Raw genomic sequence first — 24958 nt, 5'->3', positions numbered from 1 at the left:
CCTGGAGGTTAATCATGGCTACTGAAGCAACCCGCGCCGGTGAATTTCTGGTCTCAGAAGCTAACGGCAGTCGTTCCCGTGAATCCATCACTGTGACTGGCGGCCCATACCCCGCCGGCCAGGTGCTGGGAAAAATCACCGCGTCTGGAAAGTACACCGCCTACGCGGCTGGCGCCTCTGACGGAACCGAAACTGCCGCCGCCGTGCTCTGGTCCGCCGCTGACGGCTCCGACGCTGACGTTTCAGCCGCGGCTATTGTCCGTGACGCCGAAGTCTCTGAAGCGTTGCTGACTGGCGAAGACGCCGACGCGATCACCGATCTGGCCGCCGTGGGCATTATCGCCCGCTGATCGCTGCCAACAGCTGAACCAATTCTGAAATCAGGAGAAACAACATGGCTTCATTGGACATTTTCAACGACGATGCATTCAGCCTGCAAAGCCTGACTGCTTCCATTATGGAGCAGGCGCACGTACCCGGCCGCATCGGTGCCCTTGGCCTTTTCGACAACGACGGCATCAACACCACCTCTCTGAGCATTGAAAAGGAAGGCGCAACGCTTGCCTTGGTGCCAGCTGGTGACCGTGGCGCCCCGGGGCTTGTTGTTAACGCCGACAAGCGTGAAAGCATCCCTTTCAACACTCTGCACCTGCCGCAGACATCCACCATCATGGCGGATGAGATCCAGAACCTTCGGGCCTTTGGCACGGAGACCGAGGTAGAGGCGGTGGCAAACTACGTTGCCAAGCGCCAAGCCAAGCACCGGCGTCAGCTGGATGCCACCTTTGAGCATCACATGATTGGCGCTATCAAGGGCCAGATCATGGACGCTGACGGTAGCACCGTCCTTCTGGACCTGTTCAACCGCTTCGGCGTGAGCCAGACCACCCACTCGCTGGTATTGGGTACCAACACCACGAAGGTGCGCAACAAGGTGCTGGAGCTGCTGGACAAGATCGAGGACAAGTTGGACGGCGTGCCGTTCACTGGAGTTCGCGTCTTCTGTGGCCGCGACTACTTCAAAAACCTGGTAGGCCATCCTGAAGTTAAAGCGGCCTATGAGCGCTGGCAGGACGGCGCCGCACTGCGCGATGACGTTCGCGGTGGCTTTGAGTTTGGCGGCGCGATCTTCGAGCAGTATCGCGGCCAGGTTGGCGGCGTGAAGTTCATCGCTGACGGCGAGGCCTACGCTGTTCCTGAAGGTGTGTCTGATCTGTTCATCGGTCGCTTCGCTCCGGCGAACTACATGGAGACTGTGGGCACCAACGGCCTGCCGTACTACTCCAAGGTAGAACCGCTGCGGATGAATAAAGGGGTTGAGCTGGAGTCTCAGTCCAACCTGCTCATGATCTGCACCCGCCCTGGCGCAGTGATCAAGCTCACCGCCTGATCTCTGCAAATCCAAGCGGCCCCATTCCGGGGCCGTTTCAGTTTGTGGAGATTGACCTATGAGCGAAAGAACCTTCAAGCGATCGGCCCGCCGCCTGCTGGAAAGTCAGGGCGTACCCTGCGCGCTGACCCGGTACAACGGCGGTGAAGTGGTGCCCGATCTGCACGTTCACCTTTCCCGTGATGTGGAGTTCACCACCGCTGGCGAGACTCAAACCCCGGAACGCCGAACCGAGGCAGAAATGCTCACCGAGGACGTTGGCACCCTCAAAAAGCGCGACGTGATCGATGTGGGCGCTCAGTCCTGGGTGGTGGAGGAAAAGCTTAGCAATGACGGGTATACCATTCGAGCGGTGGTGATTGAGGAATGAGCGGGGTAACGATTCAGATTGAGCCGGGTAGCCTGGCTGAAGTTCGGGCTCTGATGACTGCGTACCGAAACAGCAGCCGGAAAGCCATCCAGCGTTCGATTAACTTCGGCGCGAAACAAGGACAGAAGACCGGCGTTGATGAGATGGCGAAGAAGGCCAATCTCACCAAGAAGACAATTCGGGAACACACCAAGGTTTATCCGACCAGCATTAGCGCCCTGAGTGCGAAGGTTGTACTCAAGGGTGAGCCAATTTCGTTGATTGAATACAAAGCCAGGCAAACGGCCAAAGGCGTCTCTTTCAGAATTTGGAAGGGCCAGCCACTCGAACGTTACCGTCACGCATTTATCTGGACCCTGATCAAAGAGCGATACACCGGGGTGTTCGAGCCCAACGTGGACAGCCCACGCTTCAACGGATTTGGTCCATATCGGCGGAAGTCTGGCCCAGGTGTTCCAACCATTTACGAGAAGACCCCAGGGCTGGCGGGCAAAGTAGAGCAGATTGCCGCGGAGAAAATGATGGGTGAACTCAAACGTCAGGTTGGGCTAATTGATCGAGGATTCCTGTAGTGGACACCATTCGTGAGCAGGTTGTGAAAGCCATCGTCGCGAGACTGGATGGCCTAACTGCCGTTGATGTTTTGCGCCGTGAAACCTATGCCGATGAAGACGAGTTTGTCTGTGTGTGGGACGGGGAGCACGACACGGAAAAGACCCGGTACCGAACGAACCAGCACACCATGCCGGTGGTCGTTGAGTTCCTGAAGGCGGATGCGGCGAAGCCGTACGCTGTCGCCGCCAATGCGATGTATGGCCAGGTGATGCAGGCCCTTTTCAATGACTCCTCTGGCAATCCTGAGACCACTCTGGGCGGCCTGGCTGAGTCCATGACAGAAGTAAATGCCATGGTGCTCACGCCAGTATCCGGCCTGAAAGTCATCGGCTGTTCAGTGACCATTGATGTGGTGTTCAAAACCGCCAACGGTGACCCATTCAGCCAATAACCCAACCCCTCGCACAACGAGCCCGCCCCGAGCGGGCTTTTTTGTGCCCAAACGTCCGTAAACGCCCGCTCGGGCTTCCAGCACTTGGAGAATAAATTATGTCTACAGACAACGCGCTGCTCGAATTTGAAGGCGGGCAGAATGCTTTTCCTATGACTGCGCTGACCAACGATTCTGGTGATGCGCAGCTTTTCGAATCTGGTGAAGAGCTGTGGTCCCAGGCCGCTGGCTTTGCCCCGGTGGTTCGGCCTGATGGCGTGATCACTGGAGCGGCCATCACCCCGGCCAGCGGTAATGATGCGGTGGCGGTTGCTGCGTTCACAGCGTTCGTGAGTGGTCAGGAGCTGGCGGTTGCTGCAGAAGCCAGCGTTGCCGTTACCCGGGCCGGCACCGATACCCATATGATCAACAGCATCGTTTGTAATGCTGCCGGTGATGTAACTGCAGTGGCTGGCACTGAAGGCACCAGCTTCGTGGAAACCCGTGGCGCGGCTGGCGGCCCTCCGCTGATTCCGGTTGGTTCTATCGAGCTTGGCCAGGTGCGCCTGAGCAGCGGCACTGCCGGCCCTGTGGCCCAAGGCGAAATCTTCCAGCTGGTCAACCGGCATAAGGAAAGCGCAGCCTTCCCGATCCCGACCATCGACCCGATCAATGGCGCGGTTCAGTTCAGTTCGCCACTGCCAAAGATCCACACTGGTGAGACTCCCAAGGGTGTGTTCGCCAGCTTCGCAACGCCAGAGTTCATTGAGGCGTTCGACGCATACGACTTCGTGCCTTCTGAGGTGGGTTATTCCTCATCCAGTAAGCAGACCTACACCCGGGTTAAGAACACCCGTTCCCAGAGCCTGAACAACGCCACTTTCAGCGTTGACCTGACGGACGGTATCAGCGACACCATCGCCAGCGTTCAGGGCCAGAACCTGTACTTCCGGTTCTATCCGGACAAGACCCGCCCGCAGCACTTCATTGAACAGGGCGTTCTGTCCATTGCCCGGACCTACCCGGCCGGCGGCGACATTGTGGCGGCCTGCACCATCAACGTGGATGAGAAAGGCAAAGAGGTAGCACTGTGAGCAATTTCGACCTTGCTGCATTTCGCAAGGCGAAGTTTCAGCCGCGGGAACAGGACGTTCCCCTGGCTGGGCTTACCGCTGGCGGATTTGGCGGCTATGAAGGCGAGGGCGATCAGGCACAGCCTGTGCCGGTGGTGTTCAAGGTTCGGGGCCTGACGGCGGATGAGCTGGCCCGCGCCGATGCCGAGGCGGACAACAGCAAGTTGCTGGTGAAGGTTGCTGAACGGCTGGCGGGCTCTGAGTCTGAAAAGGCACAAGCGCTGCTGGACGGGCTCGGCCTGGGCGATGACACGCCGCAGGCCCTGGCCAAAAAGTTGGCCCATGTGCAGATGGCGGTGGTTGAGCCGCAGCTGAAGTTTCAGGATGTGGTGCGCATTGCCGATGCGTACCCTATGGATTTCCTTGAAGTCTCCAATCACATCTACGACCTGACCGGCCAGGGCAAGGTTGCCCAGGTAAAGCGCAGGCCCTCTGGAAAGACCCGGGCATCCAAGCCAGCCTAGCGCTGGCGGATCGCAAGGGCAGCTACCTGTTCCAGACGCGGCCCGATGTCTTCCCAGAGGGCTATCTTACGGAAACCGAGATGTGTTTGTGGTGCCGATGGCTGGAGGCGCACAGCAAGAGTTAGTATGCTAGGTTTTTACAAACCGTTACATGGAGGTAAACCCATGCGCTTTCTTGCCTTGCTTTTGGCTTCACTCTCATTCTCCGCCGTTGCCCAGGTCTACAAATGGACTGATGAGAACGGTGTTACGCACTTCGGTACCCAACCGCCGGCCGGTCAGCAACAGGAAGTGAAGATCCGAGACACCATCAGCTCATCCCCGGATCAGCCGGTGGAGTCGGATATTGTTCGCCGCGCCCGGGAGTTGGAGGTTAAGAACCGGCAGGAGCGCCTGGACAACGCCCAGCAGCGTTACGAACAGAGGGTGTCTGATATCCGCCAGGGTTACGACAACCGCCCTGATTACGTGTGCCAGGGAGCGAAGGACAGGCTGAAAAGTGCCGAGGAACGCTGGGAAGACCAGAGGCGCCAAGGCTACAGCCAGAGTGACAAGGTGTACCACGAACAACGCATACGAGAAGCCCGGCGGCACAGAGACAATATCTGCCGCTAAGTAAACCAGATTCCCAAAACCCGGCCATGTGCCGGGTTTTTTTATGCCCGGAGAAAACATGGCAGACCTCAAAAAAACGGTTGAGCTGATTTTTGGCGGTGTCGATAAAACCGGTCCTGCCATCACCTCTGTAGGCAGGAATCTGGATGCGCTTGCAGATAAAACTGGCAATATAACCGGCCCCTTGGCGAGCGCAGCCGACAGTATTCTGAAGTTGCAGACCTCACTGGTTGCCCTGGGCGCTGCCGCTCTCACCTTTGCAGCCAAGGAAGCCGTTAGCTTTGAGGCGGCCCTGATTGACCTGCAGAAAGTGATGGGCGACAACGAGGGAGCTGCAGCCGACTACGCGGACACATTCAGCAACTTGTCTACCCGCTTTGGAGTGGATGCCGGAGCTATCGTTCAAAGCACGGCAGATTTTCGCCAGGCCGGTTTCGATATCAACGACTCGTTAACCCTTGTTGAACAGTCGTTGCTGGCGGTTAACGCTGCGGATCTGACCACCCAGCAATCAGCAGACCTGCTGATTGGTACGCTGGCGGGCTTCAAGGCTCCGGCTGCCGATGCCGCCAACCTGCTGGACGTGCTGAACGCCGTTTCCAACAATGCTGGCGCTTCAGTGGCCCAGCTCGGAGACGGCTTCAAGGTTCTGGCCCCGGTAGCCAAAACGCTTGGGCTGAGTTTCGAGGAAACCGCCGCATTACTCACACCCGTGGTGGAAGTCACTCGCTCAGGCTCCGAATCCGCCAACGCCCTGAAAACGGCAATCTCCAATCTCATCAAGCCAACCAAGGAGCGAAAGGAGCTGCTGGAGGATGAGCTCGGCATTCAGCTTGAAATCGACGGCCAGCGCCGAAACACCAAAGATGTTCTGTATGACCTGATTGAAGCCACCCAGAGCCTTGATGACAACGAGAAACAGCGCGTGGCAACGGTCATTGCCGGCGCCGAGCAGATGAGCCGATTTCTGGCGGTTTTGAATGGTGCTGAACGCTCTGAGGAAATTCTCAAGGTAGCAATGGAGGCTAGTGGTTCCACGCTCCAGGAGTTTGAGGTTCGCACCCAGTCCGCAGAGTTCGCCCTGAACCAACTTCGAGCCGCATTTACCACGGCGGCCAAAGTCACGGGAATGGAGTACATCGACGAGACGAAGGCAGCTACACAGGCAACCACTAACCTGGTGAAAGCCTTCCAGCAAGCCCTGCAGGGTGACAACGCGGATAAGCTGTTTGACGCTCTTCGGGGTGGCCTGGAACGTTTCTCTGAACAGGTGAATATCATTGCCGAAAATCTGCCTGAAGCTTTCGAGGGCCTGGATTTTTCCCAGTTACTGACCGCCTTTGACGGGCTCGGGGATGAGCTTGGGGATTCGTTCTCTGCTGTTTTCGGTGATATCGACCTGAGCACTGTGGATGGATTGCAGCAGGCCTTACAAAAGGTGGTTGATGCTTTTACAGCGCTGACAAATGTTTCAACCGGGATTATCAGCGGTCTGCAGCCGTTGTTTTCGGCGATTGGGGCAGGGATTGAGGAATTCCAGGATCTCGATTCCGCTACGCAGCAGACCGTGGGTGAGTTGCTTGGCCTATCTAAGGCCATTGATACGGTTCTGCCGCTTCTTGGTGGACTGGGCTCTGGCCTGGAATCTATCGGTACTGGACTAACAGCTCTGGCCGGGGCTCAGGGCTTTAAGGCCCTGATCGGTAACCTCAACAGCGTTAAAAGTATTGCTGCTGGTGCTGGGCAATATGGCCTTGTTGGCTTGGCTCTCTTGGGTGCGGGGGGGATCGGTTACGGTATCGGAAGCGTTATCAATGGGATCATCGGCGAAATCGAAGATGCGCTTGGTGTTTCCATTGGCGGTGCCCTTTATGAGTATTTGAACGCTGAAGAGATCGCCATCGCTAAAGGCGAATGGGAAGGCTATGCATCAGAGCTGCGCAGGACATCACAAGACGCTGCTGACCTCAGAGAAATAAGCGAATTTCTGAATCAAGCTCTGGAGAAGACAACGGTTGCCACTTCTGCGCAGCAGTCAGAATGGCAGGCTTATGCGGATGAACTTGTCCGGGCCGCCCAGTCTGGCGAGGACGTCGCCGAAAGTCAGAGAAAAGTAACTACCGCCGTTGACGAACTTCAGCGCACAGCAAGGGATTCCGGTGGCGCTCTGGGTGAAGTCTCCAGAACGACGAAAGAGCTGTCTGACAACAATAAGTCGCTGCAGCTGGGCTACGACAAGGCGACCGGCAAGGTTAACTCGTTCTCCGGCACCATCGTGAAATCCGGCAAGTCGGTAGAGGAAGCCGCAAAGAAAACCGAAAAGCTCGTCGAAAAATCCGAAGACTATTATGTGGCGATGGAAAAGATCGCCAGCAATGAACGGATCAAGAACGTCGAAGCTAAGGTGTCTTTGGATATTGCTGAGGTGGAGGCCAATGCCAAACAGGTTGAAGCTTTGCTGGACACTATCGGCAAGACGTTCGAAAACACAGGCACGGTAATTAGCAATCTGTTCGGTGGATTCGACAACGCCAGTCGGTCAACTCAGATAGATCTGGCCCGGCAGATCCGTCAAGAAAATGAATACCGTCAGCAGGCCTTGGATGACCAGAGTAAGCTGACCCAGGCGCAGGTAGACCTGATCAGAGAGAAGATCCGCAAGATATCCCGGGGCGAATCCGCCATCACTGTAAACGCTCCTGGACTTCAGCCGCACCTAGAAGCCATCTGGTATCAGATCCTCGGCCAACTGCAGGTGAAAGTGAATGCTGAGGGTGAAGAAATGCTGCTGGGGCTTAACCAATGAACGTCTCCATAACCGCACCCCTGTTTGATCTGGAAGGCCATGTGTGGCTGACCGATGTTGACCCAGACGGGCTGGCCAACTTCGAGCGCCGTAACAGCCGCACCCCCACATTGGACGGCCTGGCGGCCATTCCTGACTTTGGGTACTCAGACTCGGATCGAACGCTGACGATCAGTTGGCCGGCAATCGACCGCCAGAAGGTAGAAACGGTGATGAGGCTGGCGAAGACCTACAACCGGTTGATCGTTGCCACGGAGGAAGGCTGCTTTCTGGGTGCGCCTGGCCCGTTCTCCCTGCGCAGTGGTGAGGCACAGATTCAGATTCTGGTTGAAAAGAGGATTGATGGATGAAGATTCGCGTGTCGCTTGGAACCACGCTGGCCCAGGCCGTGCTGAATGACCTGGCGTCTGGCGCTGGTGCCAGCCCGAAGATTCAGCTGTATACCGGTACCGTGCCCGCTGCGATGGGTAACACCATTTCAGACACCTTGCTGGCGGAGTTTGTGTTGAGCGCCGCGGTGGGCGCTGAGTCCAACGGCGTTATCACGTTTAGCGGTTGGACTGATGAAGATGCAGCCCCGGCAGGTGGTGAAGCAGGGTGGGCCCGGTTCCTCAATAAGTCCGGCGAAGAGATTATGTATCTGCCGGCTGGCGGTTCGGGTGATGGGGCGCCGATTACGGTGAATCCTCGCACCATCGTTGCCGGGGAACCTGTGAGCCTCACCTTTGGTGTCGTCCGGATGCCTGTCTGATGGCGAAGTATCCTGATCTTGCTACCGCCAACGCGGACGGTCTGATCCACTACTGGCCGATGGAAGAAACGGCCGGTGTAGTCGTGGAGGACGTAATCGGAGGGTGGAATGGGGAGTGTGTCGCTTCCGCGGCTCTCACGTCCGGGGAATTCGATGCAACCGTGGTCACGACGCCAGCAGGGAAGGGGCGCGACGTAAGTGCAAACTGGGGCGGCAACAGCGCGACATCCAACAAGATCTGCGCAATAAGGCTCCAGACTTCGCCTGAAAGCTCGGCGCTGTCTGCGATCACCATTCGTTTCAGGTACTTTCACCGGAGTCATGTTTACGACACGGTCTCTGGGCGCCAGTCCACCATCTTCCTTCTGGGCGAGAGCGATGATAAAGGGGTATTGCTGGACGTATACAGCGGTGATGTTTGGGCTGTAGCTGGAACGACCGATGCCGGATACACAGCGTTCTCCGATCCTTTCACCGCTGGCCAGTGGCACGATGTCGTCATTACCGGTAACGCCACAAGCACCGAGATCTACGTCAATGGCAGCCAGGTGTTCACGATGGCCGGGTCTTCGGAGTTTCTGATTTACAACACGGCTCAGAATCCAGACCTTTCCTTCATTGGCGCCTTTAAGGACTCCGCCAACGAATACCTGGGCGTCTCCCTGCTGGACGGAATATTCCAGGACTTCTCGATCTGGAACAGAAAGGTGACAGCGACTGAAGTCACCGCCATGAATACGGACGGTGTGGCAGAGCCGCTGGTTACCAGCCTCAATGCGATCACCTACGACGTAGAGGTTGATGTTGATTTCCCAATCACGGCCGAGTTCCTTGCGATATCTAACCCCGTTGAGGTCGGATTCGACTTCATATTTCCTCTTGAGGTTAGTGTGCTCGGTTACCAGGACTGGGTGGCAAAGCTTCCTCCGGTAGAGGTTCAGGAGCTCTATCGCCTGGTGATCACCGGATCCCGTAATGGCCTCAATGATCTGGTTATAGGCGGGATCTCCAGTTGGCAAGCCACCAATCAGGCCGGCAGCCGTTCGGCTTACCTGCAGGCGGTGATCCCTGCTGCTGACCAATACATGGCAGAGATTGATGCGAGACAGGATGGTGACCTTGTGATCCAGAAGGGCTACAAGCTGCTTTCTGGGGAAACCTACTTCGAAGAAATAATGCGCGCCTACTTTCAGAATGCTCAGCCAACAGCCGGTCGTTTTTCCCGAACCTTAACTGTCTCTGGATACCGGCGCGGCAAGCCCTTTTCTAACGGTCACCGGGTTCTTAAAGCCGTTCGATCGAAGACCACCCAGAACGGCAAGCGTCGGGTCTTCTGTGAGATCGATCTTTTCCTGCAGCCTGGTATGACGGTTGATGCCCTGGGCGAAACCTTTCAGGCCGACTTCATTAACTACTACGTGAATGAAAACGACAAATTCTGCGAGGTGGGTGAGCGGTGAGCAAGGGCGTGATTCTGGGGCACTTGGGGGAGGGGCGTTACCTGGTGCGCCAAGAGCTTGCGATTCAGCGCATCAAGGATGAAATCACCCGGCTTTCCGAGCGCATCGCCAAGCTTGCGACTGATTTGCCCGCGGCTCAGGTGGCACTGATCGAAGCCGAGGATGCTGTTAAAGACGTAGCGCGAAAGATCGACCTGTTGATTCCAGACTACCGGGCCGGGGTAGATGGCGCCCGGAAACAGATTGTGGACTTGCAGAGGGAGCTGGTGCCGCTGCAATCCGCTGCCCGCCAGGCCCAGATTAAAGTGTCCGACCTGACCGCAGAGAACCTGGCTGCGCTCAAGCGCAGGAATCTCCTGCAGTCGATTCCGGAAGGACGAGAGCTGGAAGCCTGGTGTGCCGATTACACGCTGGATTTGTCCGGGACGGTTGGTCTGGTCGATGTGAATGACGAGGGCGGGCAGGGCGTGATCATACAGCCTGGCTTCAATGGAGCAGCTGATTATGACCGCCGGCGCGATGGCGCCCTGTTTCCGGCGCTTGCCCAGACCGGCATTCAGACCTACTTCAATGCGGCCTTGCTCCCGGGTGTTCAGAAGTGGCTACCACGGTACCGCGTTGGCGTGATAACCAGCATTTCCGGTGATGTCTGCAATGTGACTCTGGATACTGCAGTTTCCAGCGCTCAGGCCCTGCCGATTAACGTAAAGGATGTGCTGGCGGAAGTACCGATTCTCTACATGGACTGCGATGGGGCCGCCTTTAAAACCGGTGACCGGGTGTTGGTACGCTTTACCCAGTCGGGGCCTCTGGTTGTCGGCTTTGAGCGAGAGCCGGTGCCTTGCAGTCTGTTCGGTTTCGTCTTCGAGCCTGCCCGGTATGCCGGTGTTCAAGGCACCAACTACACGGCAGTGAAAGAGACCTACGGTAAGCCCTTCGACGATGTGAACGGGCCGATCAACTACCCGCTTGGCACCGTTTCCGGAACAGATAGCGCATGGACGGCTTTACCCAATGGCGGCCAATTGTTCATCGAGCGGGGCAAGGCCAGGAATTATGGCAACAAGAACTGGTTCAACAGCGATAAGTTGGTGTTGTCCTGGTCTGGCCCACCGGGGCGAGCGCATCGCCTGGATCAGTACGACCCTGACTTCTCGGGCTTCAAGCGGGTCTGGAAGACGCGGCCTTATGTGTTCCATGATCTGGATATCATACTGGACCTGACCAACGAGGCCGCCGCCGGCAATTTCGATCATGTGCTTGGTGCTGCCGTTCACACCGACACAGAGGGTAGCCGCTGGCTGATTGTTGTCGCATCTGATAACGAGTTCATCCCCCTCGATGTCCGTGACAGCCTCCCTGGGCAAACGTTCAAGGTGTTCCGTGTTGCTGTTGACGGGAACATGCAGCCCACTGGCGCTCTGGAGTTCCTGCACCAGTACACGATGCCGGTGGAAATGATGTACCAGAGCCATTTCTACTTTTCCGAAGACGGAACGAAGGCGGTCTGCACCATCGTCGGTGATCTGCTGGACCCGGACAACCTGCATATCGACCTACTGAGGTACGATCTTCAATCGGGTTTCTCGGTTGAGCAGATCTGGAGCCGAGCGCAGCCCATTGGTTCGCGTAGCCGGACCAGCACCTGGACTCAAGAGAACAACACCGGTACCGGTGGGCTGCTGACCAAAACCGGTACCCTTACCGTGAATTATCAGGCGGCCCCTCACAGTGTGCCCATCTACTGCGATTTCGTCGGCAACGATGAAGTGATTGCCTATGAAGTGCGCCCGGCGGTGAACAGCAATGCTTCAGCCCGTTACGATTTTGAAGAGGGCAGCTTCGATTACAGCAGGGAGCATCCGGCGCCCATATCCGAGTGGTCTGGAAGCCGATCATCCTCAGAAGCCCGAAGCGCGCCATTCTCTGTGGTGACCAGCGCTGGCCGCGTGCTGTTTCAGATGCCATTCACGCCGCAGGAAAACTCCAACTTCCAGTATGACTATTTCAGCGTGGCCACGGTTTCCGGTTCAGATGCTAACGGAAGTTTTGTTCAGCCTGGCTACGGCACGTTTACCTTGAGCAACAGTGTCACTGCCCAAGTGGGCGGCATTGATTGGGAAGAAAACCTGCTGGCCATCGATATCCGGTTTGAGTTCTGCGCTGTGGCCTATGGCGGCTATGACTACGACCTGAACGAATCCATTAGCACCAGCTCAGATAATCCGGATTTCGGCACCGGCGGCGTTCAGGCTTCGGGCTCGATCAGCGGGAATGAAATTGTTGAAGTGGTGGAAGTCTGGATGGGTGGATCGCTGCACCAAAGGGAAGAGGCTTTGCGGCTGGCGGGCCCCATTGAGATTAGCGCCTACAGTCAGGACCCAATAGCTGTGACGGGTATCAACGCCAGCAATGAGAGTGTTCAGGAAACTGTCTATCCGGAGCTGCCGTTGAAGATCGGAAGCCCTTATTTGCTGACGGCCGCAGGTTATCGATCAGGTGTGCACGCGATCAGTTCTGTGGGCATGAACTACCGGACCAGCAGCACAACCAGAAAGCCGATGCTTCTGCAGCACGTAAGTGGCTACCAGGATCCGATTGACGAAATACTCGAGCGCAACTTGGCGGACGGTTACTTGCTTTGCTCAGTTGGGCTTGTTTGAGCCCTGATCCCGCAGCCCCTGGAACTTCCGAATCAGCCTATCCCAAACCCGCCGCATCTTTTCCTCCCTGTATTCCTCGATCTGGGCCAGCTGAGCCGCGGCCAGATTCTGGTTCACTTCCTTCATGCCTTTATCCCACCGAACACGGATATCACACCCGCCGGCATAGATTCGGATTTCTGCTTTGGCGTCAGGGGCAATGGATTGCTCCAACTCTTGGAGCATGGCGGTGGTGATTCTCATGCGCTGGTTGATGGTAACAAAGTTTAAAGTGATTCTCGGGAAGTTAAGGGTGCCCAGGCAAGCCTTCCTGTTTAGACTGTCAGGAATGGAGATTGAAGCCAAGGAGGGGAAGCCGCCGCGCAACACCGACCAAGACACTGCGCGGCAACCAGAGATAAGTCATAGGAGACTTACGCTTGAAAATACTATTGAAGATATGCTTTGGCAAATATTCTTTGGTACTTGCCATAGCAACACTTATCACCCCATTACAAAAAACGCTTGATTGGCTTGAACGCAGGGCGATTTTGGTGGTGATCTCGGGGCTATTGTTTGCGCCATATTACTGGCCCAATCAGTTGCCACTTTAGCAATTCCCAGAAATGAAAAAGCCGCCCAATGGGCGGCTCTTTTGAATACTGTATAAGCCTTTTATTTTGCCAATTTATTGCCAAAATTTTGCCAAGGCTTTCGCAGGTCCAATCTAAGTTATTGAAAGATTGGTAGGACCACGCGGATTCGAACCGCGGACCTCTACCATGTCAAGGTAGCGCTCTAACCAACTGAGCTATGGTCCTGTCCTGCAACGGGGTGGAAATATACGGATTTCGGTTCCCCTGGTCAACCTCTTTGCGGGGGATTTTTCGCTTTCATCAGAGCCTTGATGGCGCGGCGCAGGGCGCTCCAGCGGTTGACCAGAAGTGCGGCAAAAATCAGCGCGCAGCCGGCCATTTGCAGCAGGGTCATGGTCTCGCCGAACCAGGCAACCGCGAAGACAGCAACCCACACCGGCTCCAGTACCAGTATCACGACGCCATGGCTGTTCACCGACAGGCTTTGGGCATAGGTCTGCAGCAGGAACCGTCCCGCCGTGGCGATCAAGGCACTGGCCAGTACCCAGACATAGAGCATGGGTTCGGGGTTAGTCAGGGTGTGAGTCCAACGCTCACTGATAGATGACTCCGCCAACGTCACGGTCCCCACGGTGAGCAGGGCGATGGCGGTCAGGGGCAGTGCCGGCACTTTCTTTTTCTCCACCGTTTTGCCTTGCTTGTCGACCACGATGCGTTGGTTGGCGGCGCGCGTATTGAGCGTGAAGTACAGGGCAAAGATGGTTGCCGCCAGAACGAAATAGAGCTGCCCCGGGTCTGGCCTGAAGCCGTTTTCGAGGGACAAAAGCGCCAGACCGGCCACCGCAATCGGTATCGCCAGCCAGGTGCTCAGGGGCTGTTGTTCGCCAAATACTGTGCGGGCAATGATCGGGACAATCACCACGCCCAGGCTGGTCAGAAACGCGCCTTCGCCCATGCTGTCAGTGTGGTACAGCCCCATGATCCAGCAGGTCATGGCAATACCGAACACAAAGCCCACACCCAGGCTTCGGAGTATCTGGTCCCGGGTAAGCCTCAACAGTGAGGGCAGGGCCAGCAGGGCGAGAAAGGAGCCTGCAATCAGAAAGCGAGCCGCCATGAACATCAGCGGCGGCATCATCAATACCGCCTCTTTAGACAGCATCCAGCCAATCGCCGCCAGCAGGGTAACGAGTACCAGGTAAAGATCAGATTTGTGGGCGTCAGACATGATTGAACCGGCATCAATAGAAATCATCGGGCTCAATCTATAGTTTGCGAACTAAAAAAGATAGCAGCGAAAACCGAGGGAGTGGCTCATCCCTGAGCCTTTGCAACAACGATCGATCAGTTGTTGAGTGTGGTGTAGACAAGATTGGACAGACTGGTCTGGCTGGAGTTCGGCACTTCAATGTACTGATCGCCAGAGCCCCAGAACTGCCACCACGCACGCTGATTGTAGGTGCGGCTGGCGAAGTCCACACGCAGGCCGTTCAGGGTGGTGTTGTTCACCACGGGGACAGCGGTGTTGCCGGTCTGGGTATTGATCACGTCGCCATGGTTGGCGCCCTCGCTCATCAGCACGGGGTAGTGGTTGTAATACAACCCGGACGGGCCGTTCTGTCCGCTGACTTTACCGGCCAGGCTGATGCTGTTGGCGCAGGAATCAATACCGCTGGCACTGGTTGCTCCGCAGGCTGAATGGGTGGGAACCACGCCATCGTCGGTGCCATCAATAAAGGGTTTGGTGATACCTCCGTAGGATGAGCCACCGCCAACGAACCGCAGGCGCGGAATGCTGTTGGGGCTGACGGCCAGGTTGCGGGCAACGTTGGTCTGCAAGTCGTTGACCACACCCAGATTATCCGGCTCCGGGTCAATGCCGGTAAAGGCTTTGACCGCCTGTTTCACCGGCCAGTTGTACCAGCTGTCGTTGTAGGCAATGCTCACGGCCAGGTCGGCCAGTTCCGTGCCACCACCGGCACCGGCCATGTCCAGTACTGCCAGGATTTTCAGCGGTTGCAGGCCTTCCGATTGCAGCCAGCGCGCCTGGTTTTCCAGCAGATGGCGGGTTACCAGATCGCCGGTGGAGTGGGTAACAACAACGCAGTAGTCATTACACAGCCCTTGCTGACTGATCTGCCGCAGTTGCTGAAAAGCCTGCTGGGCGATCTGGCCTTCTACCCGGCCATTGCTGGCCCAGTCGATACGGGCTTCGGCCCGGTTCAGCCAGTATTCCCGCCAGTTATCTTCGCCGGCCTGCTGGACTTCCTGGAAGTTGGCCGGTGGATTGGAAAGATCATCCATCATGAAGCCGTGAACCAGAATCACATTGTGGCCGGCCAACTGCGCACTTGCGCCAGTGGCAAACAGGCCGCCAGCCAGCGCTGTCGCAAGGGCGGTTTTCGTCAGGCATCCTCTTCTTTTCATTGTCATTGGTTGCTCCGTTTCTTTCCGATTTATTGTTGTGGTGTTATCAGAACTTGTCCGCCAGTTGCCGCAGCAGGGCAGCACGTTGTTCTGATTCGGGATTCATCGCCGGCTGGTCTCGGAGGCCGTCCAGATCCGGCGGTGAAAATTCATAGCCTTCCTCGGGGCCGAAGGCGTAATCGGTCCGGTCGCCCGGGGTGGCGGGTAAACGGCGTATCTGCAAATGCCGTAGTTGCAGGGGCCCCTGAATGTCGCGATTGGCTAACACGCTGCCATGGGCTTTCAGGCGAATGACGGCCGAGCTGCTGCCCAGAGACGTTTCCTGTTGCAATTGGGCCAGCGGGGTTTCGCCACTGTAGAGCTGGGCAGAGAGGGCGTAATAGCCGGATTGCTCCGGATCGAAGCGCACAGGGATGACCAGGTCGTTCCCAGACACATAGGCAGTCTCCAGACCCTCGAAGCTGCCCAGATCGGGTTCAATGGTCAGTGAAGACACATGTCGAACGGGCTTGCCGTCTACCCGGGCCTCCACAATCAACCGGTACTCGCCGGGGGGATGATCGGAACTGACGGCGCCCTGGAAATAACCGGGGTCTGCATTCTCGAGCTCGGCAGAGGCTACCCGGTCCCGCTCTCCGGCGGTCTCCAGGGTGGCGGACAGAGACTGGCCGAACACCTGACGACCATTCAGGGACGCCACCACCAGAATCGGCTCACCCTGGCTGAAGCGGAATTTGTCCAGCGTCACCACAAAGCGGCCATCACCCTCGAGCGGAAGCACGACCGGGTGGTAGCGGTTGCCTTGGTAAGCCTCTGCCTGAGCTTTGGTCAGCGGCACCGAATAATCCGGGTACCGAATGGTCTGTTGGTATTCCTCTGCAACACTTGCCAGCATGAAGCCCAGCGCGTTTTCAGAGGGTGGCTCGGGAACAGGCCCGGCAGGTGTGGCCGGAGCTACGGTATCCTGATTAGAAGCCATTTGGGGCGCGGAAGAGTTGGTGTCTTGCAGCAGGCCCCGGAAGCTGCCCTCGTTCTCGGCAGAGAGCAGCCACACGGTGCCGGCCACACCGGCGGTGATGGCCAGGGTTAGGCTTAATGCCCGGTACGGCATTGTCAGACCCCGTTATTGTTGTTGATGGTTGGGTTAACTTTTAACCATAGGGTCGGATTGTCCTAAACGGCAAAAATTTAGGCCGGAGTTGCGGAGGTTTTGTGTCGTTTTGAGAGGCGGTTCTCAAAGTCAGAACCAGCCACTGTCTTTGATGGCTTCAAAGCCGAAGCGCAGCCGCACCTCATCTCCCACCAGCCCGTTTTCCAGGCCGTAGGTCATGCCCCAATCGCTGCGGTTGATGACAGCCTCCGCGCTTATGCCCAGGGTGTAGTCTTCATGGCCGATGGGATACTCCGCGGCCTTGTTCAGGGTGACATTCACATCGACCGGCCGGGTCTGCCCCAGCAAGGTCAGGTCGCCGGTCACTACGCCAGTATTGTCACCGGTTTTTTCAAAGTCACTCACCACAAAGGTAATCTCCGGGTATTTGCTGGCGTCCAGAAAATCGGGCTTGCGGAGGTGGTCGTCCCGTTTATCGTGGTTGGTAAAGACACTGCTGGCTTTGAAAACCAGCTTCCCGGAATTCAGTTCTCCGGTTTCTTCGTTGTATTCAAACTGGCCTTCAATATCCCGGAACATGCCCATCACCGGGGCATAACCGATATGCATGATCTCGAAGCTCATGGAAAAGTGCTCTTCGTCCACTTCGAACTTAGCCGGCTCTGCAGACACACTGGTAGCGGTGGCCAGCAGGATTGAGGTTGTCAGAGCTTCAGGAAATGACAGTTTCATGATTTTGTCTCCTTTGGTAGAGCCAGCGCACGTCCAGATAAAAGGACCAGGCAAGCAACGCCAGAGCGAGCCCGAGCGTCAGGCTGGCGAACAATGCAGGGGTAATGGGCACAACGGCGACCATCAGTGTGACCACCTGCCAGACACAGATGGTCTTCCGTCGGAAGCTGTCTGGCAGCGGGTTATTCAGCCAGGGCAGCGGCCAACTGGCCAATATGAACAGATAGCGCATCAGGCCCAGGGCAAGTACCCAGCTACCGGCTTTCTCCAGAGCCAGTGTGGCAACGCACAGCCCGAGGATAAAGAGCGCGTCCAGCTCCATATCGAAACGGGCACCGAAGGCGCTATGGCTTCCTGTTGCCCGGGCGATTTTGCCGTCGACACCGTCCAACAACAGAGCGATCAGGCTGATAACCGCATAACTCCAGAGCGCGGGTGAGGCTGCTGAAGAGGAGTGGTCACCGAGGAACGGAGCCCAGCCAATCAGTGCCAGCACCAGAACCGAGCGCAGCAGCGTGGCGCGGTTGGCCCAGCCGAAGTCGGCTCTCCAACGCCAGTGCCGGAGGACAAGGACACTTTGCCCGAGATAGAACGCAAAGGTGATTAACCAGAAGCCGGTTGGCAGATCAAAGGCTTTGGCCAGAAAAAACGAAACGCCAGCCAGGCCCAGCATTCCCAGGATCAGATCACTGATGGGGCTGAAACTTCCTTTCATTGAGGTGCTGGTGGAATCCATACGCCATTGCGTCCGTATAGCCTGTGAGTGGCGTTAGCAAGCTCCCATTCTATGACTATAGTTTGGAGAGACTGCTTTTGCGTACGCGACCATTCATCAAATGGACTATTCATGGACGTTGAGAACAACACTGCCTTTTGGATTACCGGGTATCAGGAGGCCAGGTTAGGGCCAGTGCCCGAGCCGACATTTCCCGCTTCTGAAACACCGTATGTGATCGTTCGTTCCCGCTATTCCGGCATCAGCCGGGGGACGGAATCCCTCGTCTACAACAACCAGGTTCCTGAAAACGAATACCAGAGAATGCGGGCACCGTTTCAGGAAGGCGAATTTCCGTTTCCGGTGAAATACGGCTATGCCAGTGTAGGAGAGGTTGTGGACGGGCCGGAAGCCCTGCTGGGGCAGAACGTATTCTGCCTCTATCCTCACCAGCAGCGATACGCGGTGCCCGCATCCGCGGTTCTGCCTTTGCCAGCCAAGGTTCCAGCCGAGCGAGCAGTGCTGGCGGCCAACATGGAGACCGCCGTTAATGGAGTCTGGGATGGGCAGCCTGCGGTTGGTGACCGGGTCGCGGTGATTGGTCTTGGCGTGGTGGGCTTGTTGGTGGCCTGGCTGGTCAATCGCATTCCCGGCGTGGAACTGATTGCGGTTGATACCAATGAAGGGCGAAGATCGGTGGCTCAAGCCCTTGGCGTACGGTTCACTACCGAGCCGGACATCCAGAACTGTGACCTGGTATTTCATGCTTCCGGGCACCCCTCGGGGTTGGCCAAAGCCTTGTCGCTGGCGGGGCCGGATGCCCGGGTGGTTGAATTGAGCTGGTATGGCGACACGCCTGTTTCCGTGCCGCTGGGCCACGCGTTTCACCCGAACCGGCTGACTCTGAAATCAAGCCAGGTGGGCCAGCTATCGCCGGAGCGCAGACCGCGCTGGCACCATCGCCGACGCCTGGAACTGGCGCTTTCCCTGCTGTCAGAGCCGGTTCTGGATGCGCTGATCAGTGGAGAGTCGAGCTTTGACCAGCTTCCGAAAGTCGCCAGAGATATCCTGATGCCGGGCGCCGATGCGCTTTGCCACCGAATCGTTTACTAACCAGGGAGAGACTATGTTCAGCCTGACCGTTCGTGATCACATGATGATCGCCCACAGCTTTAACGGTGAGATTTTCGGGCCTGCCCAGGGCGTTCACGGGGCAACCTATGTGGTGGATGTTACTTTCGAGCGCCACGTACTCGACAACAACGACCTGATTGTCGACATCGGGCAGGCTTCGGCGTTGCTCAAGGACGTGTTGTCGGAATTCAACATGAAGAACCTGGATGATATTCCCCAGTTTGCGGGACGAAACACCACCACAGAGTTCATGACCAAGGTTGTGTTCGACCGCATGGCAGCGGCCATTCACGCCGGGCGTCTGGGTGACGACGGTAAAGGCGTGGTCAGCTTGAAAGTGACCCTCAGCGAGTCGCACATCGCGTGGGCCAGCTACCATGCCGGCATCTGAACTCTGGTTCGTGGTGCCGGGAGACCCCGGCCAGAACACCGGCGGTTACCGTTATGTTCGGCGCCTGGTCGAGGCGTTGGTCAAGGCGGGCATTTCGGTAAAGCTGGCCGGGCTGGAGGGAGCGTTTCCCAAACCGGATGACTTTGCCCGGCAGTCGCTGGATCGGTTCCTTGCGGGCTTGCCGGACGGAACCCGGGTCGTGCTGGATGGACTGGCGATGAGCGGCCTGCCTGAGGTTTTACAGCGGCACCAGAGCCGGTTGGACCTGATGGCGCTGGTACATCACCCGCTGGCGGATGAGAACGGCCTGAGTGAGCAGGAGCAGGCCTGGTTCAAGCATTCGGAAACGACGGCATTGGCCTGTGTCGGCGCCGTTTTTACCACCAGTCATTACACGGCGGAACGGCTGCAGGCATTCGGAGTGACGCCGGCGCGGGTGACCACTGCCTTGCCCGCTGTCGACGATGCTTTTTTTCAGCAGTCGCCCCGGATTGGCCGGCGTGATGCCACCAGGGCGATTCACCTGTTGTGTGTCGGTCATCTGTCTCCACGAAAAGCGCAGCATCAGTTGATTCAGGCGCTTGCTCAACTCACACATCTGGACTGGCGCTTGAGGCTGGTTGGCAGTGCCGGGCGAGCCACGGATTATGCCTCGGGGGTTCGTGCCCTGGTCCGTGAATCCGGGCTGGAAAGCCGCGTTGAGTTTGCTGGCGAGTTGGGAGAAGCAGATGTGCTGAAGGCTTATCAGCAAGCCGATCTGTTTGTGTTTCCCTCGCTTTACGAGGGCTATGGCATGGTCATCGATGAGGCCCTCGCAGCCGGTCTGCCGGTGTTGAGTTCCGACGGTGGCGCGCTGGCTTTGACTGGCGCCAAACCAGGGGTTGAGTTGTATGAAGCGGGCAATGTAGCGGCTCTGGCCACCAGATTGACCCGGCTGATTGCGGAACCGGATGCCGTTGAAGTACTGGTCGCCGGCGTCATGCAGGCCCGGTGCGAGATCCGTCGCTGGTCTGAAACCGCGCAAGATTTCATTGCCGGGCTGGAAAAGGGCAGGCCGCGTAATCCGGTTCAATTTGCCGCGGATTGGCTGGAAGCAAGGGAGCCCGCCGATCACCAGGCCCGTGATGATGGGCTGACGGCCCGACTCGCCGAATGGCTTACCGAACGATATGACTGTCGGGCGTCGGGTAGTAAACCGGGGGCGCCCCTTCACCTTGTGGATCTCGGTACCGGTCGGGGCTCCAATCCCGTCTACCTTAGCCCGAAACTACCGGTACCCCAGCGTTGGACGCTGGTTGAGCCGGACCAAGCTTTGGCCGGGATCGCCCTTCAGCGGGTTGAAAAGCTGGATGCACCGGCTGTGCTGGAAACAATGGTCTTGACGAAAGATAACCTCAGTACGGCGTTGCCCGCAGACGCCGACCTGGTGACGTCTTCGGCCTTGATCGACCTGGTTTCCGAACCCTGGTTGAGCGCCTTGTCTGCAGCGGTAGCCAAACGTCAGGCGGCATTGTTGGTCGTCATCAGTTACAACGGCTTTTTTACTCTGGAACCTGCTCATCCCTTCGATGACACACTGCGCGCTCTGGTCAATGCCCATCAACATCGGGAGAAGGGCAGTGGCGCTGCGCTCGGCCCGGACGCCACGGCCTGTTTGAGCCGTCTGATGTCTAACAAGGGCTATCACATCCAAACGGCAGATAGTCCCTGGGTATTGACGGGTGAGCAGGCCAGCCTCGCCGCAATGTTGCTTGAGGGCTGGGCGGAGGCTGCCACAGAACAGCAGCCGGAACAGGCGAACGATATCCAATTCTGGCTCGAAACCCGTCGGCAACAGCTGGATACCGGCGCCCTCGCCATTACCGTGAGCCATACGGATCTGCTGGCATGGCCGAAGCAGGTCTGAACCCGGAGAGGCCGGTCCCCGGCTTTGGGCGAGGGGTGTTTCGCTGGTGCGTCACCTTGCTGCTCCTGGGGATTGTTTTTGTTTTCGTCGACATCGATAGGCTAGCCCAGAGGCTGACGATGGTTCCGCCAACGATCGTCCTTGCGGTATTGGTGGTCTCGCTGATTCAGATCGCACTGTCGGCCTGGCGCTGGCGGTATACCGCGAACCGGCTCGGTGTAGTCATGGGCTTTGGCTTTGCCTTTCGGGAGTATTACCTGGCCGGGTTTCTGAATCAGGTGCTTCCCGGGGGCGTGATGGGGGACGTAAATCGAGCCTGGCGCCACAGCCGTTCGGCGAAGCGTTTGCAGCAACTGGCGATTGTCCATGCGGTTGTGCTGGAGCGCCTGTCAGGCCAGTTGGTGCTGGTACCGGTTGTACTGATTGCGGTGTCCGGGCTTTGGTGGACCGGGCAGTTAAATAGCCAGTTCGGTGACGCAGGCGTATCCCTGAACCTGGGCTATTGGCTGATTCTGCCCGCGTTGGCCGTGCTCGGGGTTTTGCTGGTCTCTATGACGGGGTTCGGGGCCCGGTTCAGGCGTTATGTCCGACGATTAAGCGGGGATGTGCGTCGGGCTTTTCTGGGTTGGCGGAATGCCCTGGTGCAGGTTGGTACCTCGGTTCTGGTTTTCCTGACCTATATGGCGGTGTTCATGTTGATGGCCACTGGCATGGGCTTGTTTGTCGACGGCACACCCTGGCTGTTGGTCGTGGCCCTGTGCCCGCTACTGTTATTGGCCATGGTGGTCCCGTTAACGGTGTCTGGTTGGGGCGTCAGAGAGGGCGTAGCGGCTATTCTGTGGCCATTGGTGGGGCTGCCGGCAGAGCAGGGCGTGGCGCTGAGTGTTGGCTATGGTGCGGCGGTGTTTCTGGTGAGTCTGCCGGGTGCCCTGGCGCTGCTGTTCCGCCGGTAATCAGGGTTTGGCGGTGTCGAACGCCAGATCAAAAAGCATATCGCTGCCAAGATTCACCAACTGGGCTTTGGGGCGAAGCGCCTCATCCAGTTGGTCAATCTCCGGCAGGGAGAACGCTGGCCGGCCGCTGCCGATGATCATGGGGGCAACCATCACATGTAAGCGGTCCAGTAATCCCGCCTTCAGGAAAGACGAGACGGTAACGCCTCCGCCCTCGATAAAAATCTTGCGAAGTCCAAAATCCTGTAACACCTGCAGGATACGTTCGGGAGAAGCAGGGGTTTCGTTTTCTGCGGAGCCCAGGCAAGGCACTGTTGTAACCCCGGTCGGATCCAGCGTTTTCGGGCCTGGCTGATAATCGCCGGCAATCAGGTGCAGGGTAGGAGCATCGCCGTCGGTGAACAGGTGGTGGCTGGCAGGCACCCGCTGCCGGCGGTCGATCACGACGCGCACCGGGTTGCGGCCAGAGGTTCGGCGCACGGTCAGGCGCGGATTGTCGGTGCTGGCCGTTCCGGCACCGACCACCACAGCGTCACACAGGGCGCGGATTCGGTGCAGGTGGGTGATGCCGTCGTCACCGTTGATAAACCGGGAGCAGCCGGTGACCGTGGCGATCCGTCCATCCAGGCTTTGGCCAAGCTGGCCGATCACCCGGCTGTTGGTGCTCACCGGCTGACAGAGAGGCAGGAACAACGACAACAGGTTTCTTGCCTGTTCGGTTGCCGGCTGAATGAGTTCCCAGCTTTTGCCGTTGATCTTCACCGCGGGTTGGTCAGAACCGGGCACGGGCAGGGTGATATTGCTCCGGTTGATCGCGCTGAGTACCAGATCCCAAGCGTTATCGGTGTCCAGTGCGTCATTTGCCATGTGGTACCTGCTCGTTCGTTGTTCGTTTTAGTATAGGCAGATTGTGTCCAAAGCTATATGTACGATACATTTCCGGTTTGATTCACTTTTTCGACCAACTTTTCAGGGGCACGGAGCCATGCGGTACCTGCAATCTTTTAACCGTCGTCTGCGTCGTATTCGGGAGCAGGGCCAGTTGTCCCTGGGGGATGTGGCCGAAATGTGTGGCGTGGACGAGGCCCGTGTCCGCAGCTGGGAGGCGACGGACGCACGCCAGAGAGGGTACCCCGGGGTTAGTGAATTGCTGGATTTTTGCCTGAAAACCGAAACACCGCTGGAACGTCTGTTGGATATGGTCGATGACGGTGAAGATGGGCAACTGGAACTGCCAGGGCTGGCGTTCAGCAACAGTGATGATCTGTCAGTGGCGCTGAAAGAGCTTGAGCAGGAGATCAATCGAATCCAGCTCAGTGATGACGAAACCGAGCTGTTGCGCCGGTTCCGCAAGGCAAGTGCAGATAACCGGCGCATGGTGTTGCAGCTATTGGGGCGCTAAAGGGCCCGGGTCGCCTCTATTTTCCCTTCTTGTAGATATTCTCGTACACGAAGTTGGTGGCCTCCACGAAACCGTCGATGCTGCCGCAGTCAAAACGCTGACCTTTAAACTGGTAGGCCAGCACGCAACCATTCTTCGCCTGCTCCAGCAGGGCATCGGTAATCTGAACCTCACCATTCTTACCCGGCGGTGTACGCTCGATAATGTCGAAAATGTCCGGGGTCAGGATGTAGCGCCCGATAATCGCCAGGTTGCTGGGCGCGTCTTCCGGTGCTGGTTTCTCCACCATGTCGGTAATACGGTAAAGGCCATCCTTCATGGATTCACCCGCGATTACACCGTACTTGTGGGTTTCGTCTTCCGGTACTTCTTCGATGGCCACAATGGAGCAGCGGAACTGGTTATACAGTTTGACCATCTGGGTCAGAACGCCGTCACCATCTTCCGGGCCCACGCAGAAGTCATCCGCCAGCACAACGGCGAACGGGTTGTCGCCCACCAGGTTGCGGCCAGTCAGGATGGCGTGGCCCAGTCCCTTCATTTCATTCTGACGGGTGAAGGCAAAAGAGTTGTTGTTGATCAGATCCCGGATAGAGGTAAGCAGGCCTTCCTTGCCGGTACCGGCAATCTGGTGCTCAAGCTCGTAACTGATATCAAAATGATCTTCGATGGCGCGTTTGCCGCGGCCGGTGACAAAGCCGAATTCATGAATGCCGGCATCTGCGGCTTCCTCCACCCCGTACTGCACCAGTGGCTTGTTAACGATCGGCAGAATTTCCTTGGGCATGGCCTTGGTGGCCGGAAGGAAACGGGTGCCGTATCCGGCAACCGGGAAGAGGCACTTTTTGATCATGATTGTTCGTCCTTAATCAGATGGTTTACCGCTTTGTTTACCCACAAAGCGTGCCAAGTGTAACCAAGTTGTATGCCGAGTTGGAGGGTTTCATTTCCGAGTGTTGATTTCTGGTAATTCTG

General features: G+C 57.4%; 26 protein-coding genes and 1 tRNA gene. 18 read left to right on the top strand and 9 right to left on the bottom strand.

Translation table 11 applies throughout. From position 1 onward, the window contains the following. Positions 1-14: 14 nt before the first annotated feature. From C7436_RS03035 to C7436_RS02975, 13 genes are all read left to right on the top strand, one after another. Entirely contained in the window at positions 15-350 is a 336-nt protein-coding gene (locus C7436_RS03035; protein ID WP_121206658.1) for a head decoration protein, read from the top strand. Between the two features lie 44 nt (positions 351-394). Beyond that, complete coding sequence (locus C7436_RS03030) at positions 395-1390, top strand: major capsid protein (protein WP_121206657.1); 996 nt, start codon at positions 395-397, stop codon at positions 1388-1390. Positions 1391-1448: 58 nt separating this feature from the next. Further along, the gene (locus C7436_RS03025; protein ID WP_121206656.1) at positions 1449-1760 is read left to right on the top strand and encodes a head-tail joining protein; all 312 of its coding nucleotides are present in this window, start codon (positions 1449-1451) and stop codon (positions 1758-1760) included. Next, positions 1757-2332 carry a hypothetical protein gene (locus tag C7436_RS03020; protein WP_121206655.1) on the top strand — a complete coding sequence of 192 codons (576 nt, stop codon included), beginning with the start codon at positions 1757-1759 and terminating at the stop codon, positions 2330-2332. Before C7436_RS03025 ends, C7436_RS03020 begins: the two co-directional genes overlap by 4 nt. Further along, positions 2332-2766, top strand: coding sequence for a hypothetical protein (locus C7436_RS03015; RefSeq protein WP_121206654.1), 435 nt, complete (start codon positions 2332-2334; stop codon positions 2764-2766). Before C7436_RS03020 ends, C7436_RS03015 begins: the two co-directional genes overlap by 1 nt. A gap of 98 nt (positions 2767-2864) precedes the next feature. Further along, entirely contained in the window at positions 2865-3839 is a 975-nt protein-coding gene (locus C7436_RS03010) for a hypothetical protein (RefSeq protein WP_121206653.1), read from the top strand. After that, complete coding sequence (locus C7436_RS03005) at positions 3836-4342, top strand: hypothetical protein (protein WP_121206652.1); 507 nt, start codon at positions 3836-3838, stop codon at positions 4340-4342. The genes C7436_RS03010 and C7436_RS03005 overlap by 4 nt, the downstream gene beginning before the upstream one ends. 165 nt (positions 4343-4507) lie before the next feature. Continuing rightward, positions 4508-4957 (top strand): DUF4124 domain-containing protein, encoded by a 450-nt coding sequence (locus C7436_RS03000; RefSeq protein WP_121206651.1) that lies wholly within the window; start codon positions 4508-4510, stop codon positions 4955-4957. A 58-nt stretch (positions 4958-5015) separates the two neighbouring features. Next, complete coding sequence (locus tag C7436_RS02995) at positions 5016-7763, top strand: phage tail tape measure protein (protein WP_158595252.1); 2748 nt, start codon at positions 5016-5018, stop codon at positions 7761-7763. Continuing rightward, positions 7760-8113 (top strand): hypothetical protein, encoded by a 354-nt coding sequence (locus C7436_RS02990; protein ID WP_121206649.1) that lies wholly within the window; start codon positions 7760-7762, stop codon positions 8111-8113. The genes C7436_RS02995 and C7436_RS02990 overlap by 4 nt, the downstream gene beginning before the upstream one ends. Next, the gene (locus C7436_RS02985; protein WP_121206647.1) at positions 8110-8514 is read left to right on the top strand and encodes a hypothetical protein; all 405 of its coding nucleotides are present in this window, start codon (positions 8110-8112) and stop codon (positions 8512-8514) included. Before C7436_RS02990 ends, C7436_RS02985 begins: the two co-directional genes overlap by 4 nt. Beyond that, positions 8514-9974: a LamG domain-containing protein gene (locus C7436_RS02980; protein WP_121206646.1), complete on the top strand. Its 1461-nt coding sequence runs from the start codon at positions 8514-8516 to the stop codon at positions 9972-9974. The genes C7436_RS02985 and C7436_RS02980 overlap by 1 nt, the downstream gene beginning before the upstream one ends. After that, positions 9971-12637, top strand: a complete 2667-nt coding sequence (locus tag C7436_RS02975) for a hypothetical protein (RefSeq protein WP_121206644.1) — start codon at positions 9971-9973, stop codon at positions 12635-12637. The genes C7436_RS02980 and C7436_RS02975 overlap by 4 nt, the downstream gene beginning before the upstream one ends. On the opposite strand, the gene C7436_RS02970 is transcribed toward C7436_RS02975, so the two are convergent. From C7436_RS02970 to C7436_RS02935, 7 genes are all read right to left on the bottom strand, one after another. Continuing rightward, positions 12620-12862 carry a hypothetical protein gene (locus C7436_RS02970; RefSeq protein ID WP_121206643.1) on the bottom strand — a complete coding sequence of 81 codons (243 nt, stop codon included), beginning with the start codon at positions 12860-12862 and terminating at the stop codon, positions 12620-12622. The genes C7436_RS02975 and C7436_RS02970 overlap by 18 nt on opposite strands. A gap of 498 nt (positions 12863-13360) precedes the next feature. Continuing rightward, positions 13361-13437, bottom strand: a tRNA-Val gene (locus tag C7436_RS02960). Positions 13438-13480: 43 nt separating this feature from the next. Next, positions 13481-14440, bottom strand: coding sequence for a DMT family transporter (locus tag C7436_RS02955; protein WP_121207029.1), 960 nt, complete (start codon positions 14438-14440; stop codon positions 13481-13483). 116 nt (positions 14441-14556) lie between these two features. Continuing rightward, a complete protein-coding gene (locus C7436_RS02950) occupies positions 14557-15645 on the bottom strand; it encodes a hypothetical protein (RefSeq protein ID WP_121206641.1) in 1089 nt (362 codons plus the stop codon). 40 nt (positions 15646-15685) lie between these two features. Further along, positions 15686-16750, bottom strand: coding sequence for a hypothetical protein (locus tag C7436_RS02945; protein ID WP_121206640.1), 1065 nt, complete (start codon positions 16748-16750; stop codon positions 15686-15688). A gap of 129 nt (positions 16751-16879) precedes the next feature. Beyond that, positions 16880-17482, bottom strand: coding sequence for a YceI family protein (locus tag C7436_RS02940; RefSeq protein WP_011785163.1), 603 nt, complete (start codon positions 17480-17482; stop codon positions 16880-16882). Further along, positions 17463-18218, bottom strand: coding sequence for a CDP-alcohol phosphatidyltransferase family protein (locus C7436_RS02935; RefSeq protein ID WP_121206639.1), 756 nt, complete (start codon positions 18216-18218; stop codon positions 17463-17465). Before C7436_RS02935 ends, C7436_RS02940 begins: the two co-directional genes overlap by 20 nt. Before the next feature lie 111 nt (positions 18219-18329). On the opposite strand from C7436_RS02935, the gene C7436_RS02930 reads away from it, so the two are divergent. Genes C7436_RS02930 through C7436_RS02915 form a run of 4 tightly spaced genes read left to right on the top strand, consistent with a single transcriptional unit; the run spans position 18330 to position 22581 of the window. Beyond that, positions 18330-19310 carry a zinc-dependent alcohol dehydrogenase gene (locus C7436_RS02930; protein WP_228198045.1) on the top strand — a complete coding sequence of 327 codons (981 nt, stop codon included), beginning with the start codon at positions 18330-18332 and terminating at the stop codon, positions 19308-19310. Between the two features lie 13 nt (positions 19311-19323). Continuing rightward, on the top strand, positions 19324-19722 hold the full coding sequence (locus C7436_RS02925; RefSeq protein ID WP_121206638.1) for a 6-pyruvoyl trahydropterin synthase family protein: 399 nt from the start codon (positions 19324-19326) through the stop codon (positions 19720-19722). Beyond that, positions 19709-21628, top strand: coding sequence for a glycosyltransferase family 4 protein (locus tag C7436_RS02920; protein ID WP_121206637.1), 1920 nt, complete (start codon positions 19709-19711; stop codon positions 21626-21628). Before C7436_RS02925 ends, C7436_RS02920 begins: the two co-directional genes overlap by 14 nt. After that, positions 21610-22581 (top strand): lysylphosphatidylglycerol synthase transmembrane domain-containing protein, encoded by a 972-nt coding sequence (locus C7436_RS02915; protein ID WP_228198044.1) that lies wholly within the window; start codon positions 21610-21612, stop codon positions 22579-22581. The genes C7436_RS02920 and C7436_RS02915 overlap by 19 nt, the downstream gene beginning before the upstream one ends. On the opposite strand, the gene C7436_RS02910 is transcribed toward C7436_RS02915, so the two are convergent. Then, complete coding sequence (locus tag C7436_RS02910; RefSeq protein ID WP_113880195.1) at positions 22582-23448, bottom strand: RibD family protein; 867 nt, start codon at positions 23446-23448, stop codon at positions 22582-22584. 118 nt (positions 23449-23566) lie between these two features. Here C7436_RS02910 and C7436_RS02905 point away from each other — a divergent pair, with 118 nt between their 5' ends. Next, on the top strand, positions 23567-23983 hold the full coding sequence (locus tag C7436_RS02905; RefSeq protein ID WP_121206636.1) for a helix-turn-helix domain-containing protein: 417 nt from the start codon (positions 23567-23569) through the stop codon (positions 23981-23983). 16 nt (positions 23984-23999) lie between these two features. Here C7436_RS02905 and galU read toward each other — a convergent pair whose 3' ends face one another. Next, positions 24000-24836, bottom strand: coding sequence for a UTP--glucose-1-phosphate uridylyltransferase GalU (galU, locus tag C7436_RS02900; RefSeq protein ID WP_011785155.1), 837 nt, complete (start codon positions 24834-24836; stop codon positions 24000-24002). Positions 24837-24958 lie beyond the last annotated feature (122 nt).

Origin of the sequence: Marinobacter nauticus, assembly GCF_003634635.1 — a bacterium.
GTDB lineage: Bacteria > Pseudomonadota > Gammaproteobacteria > Pseudomonadales > Oleiphilaceae > Marinobacter > Marinobacter nauticus.
This window is presented reverse-complemented; position numbering and strand designations above follow the sequence as displayed.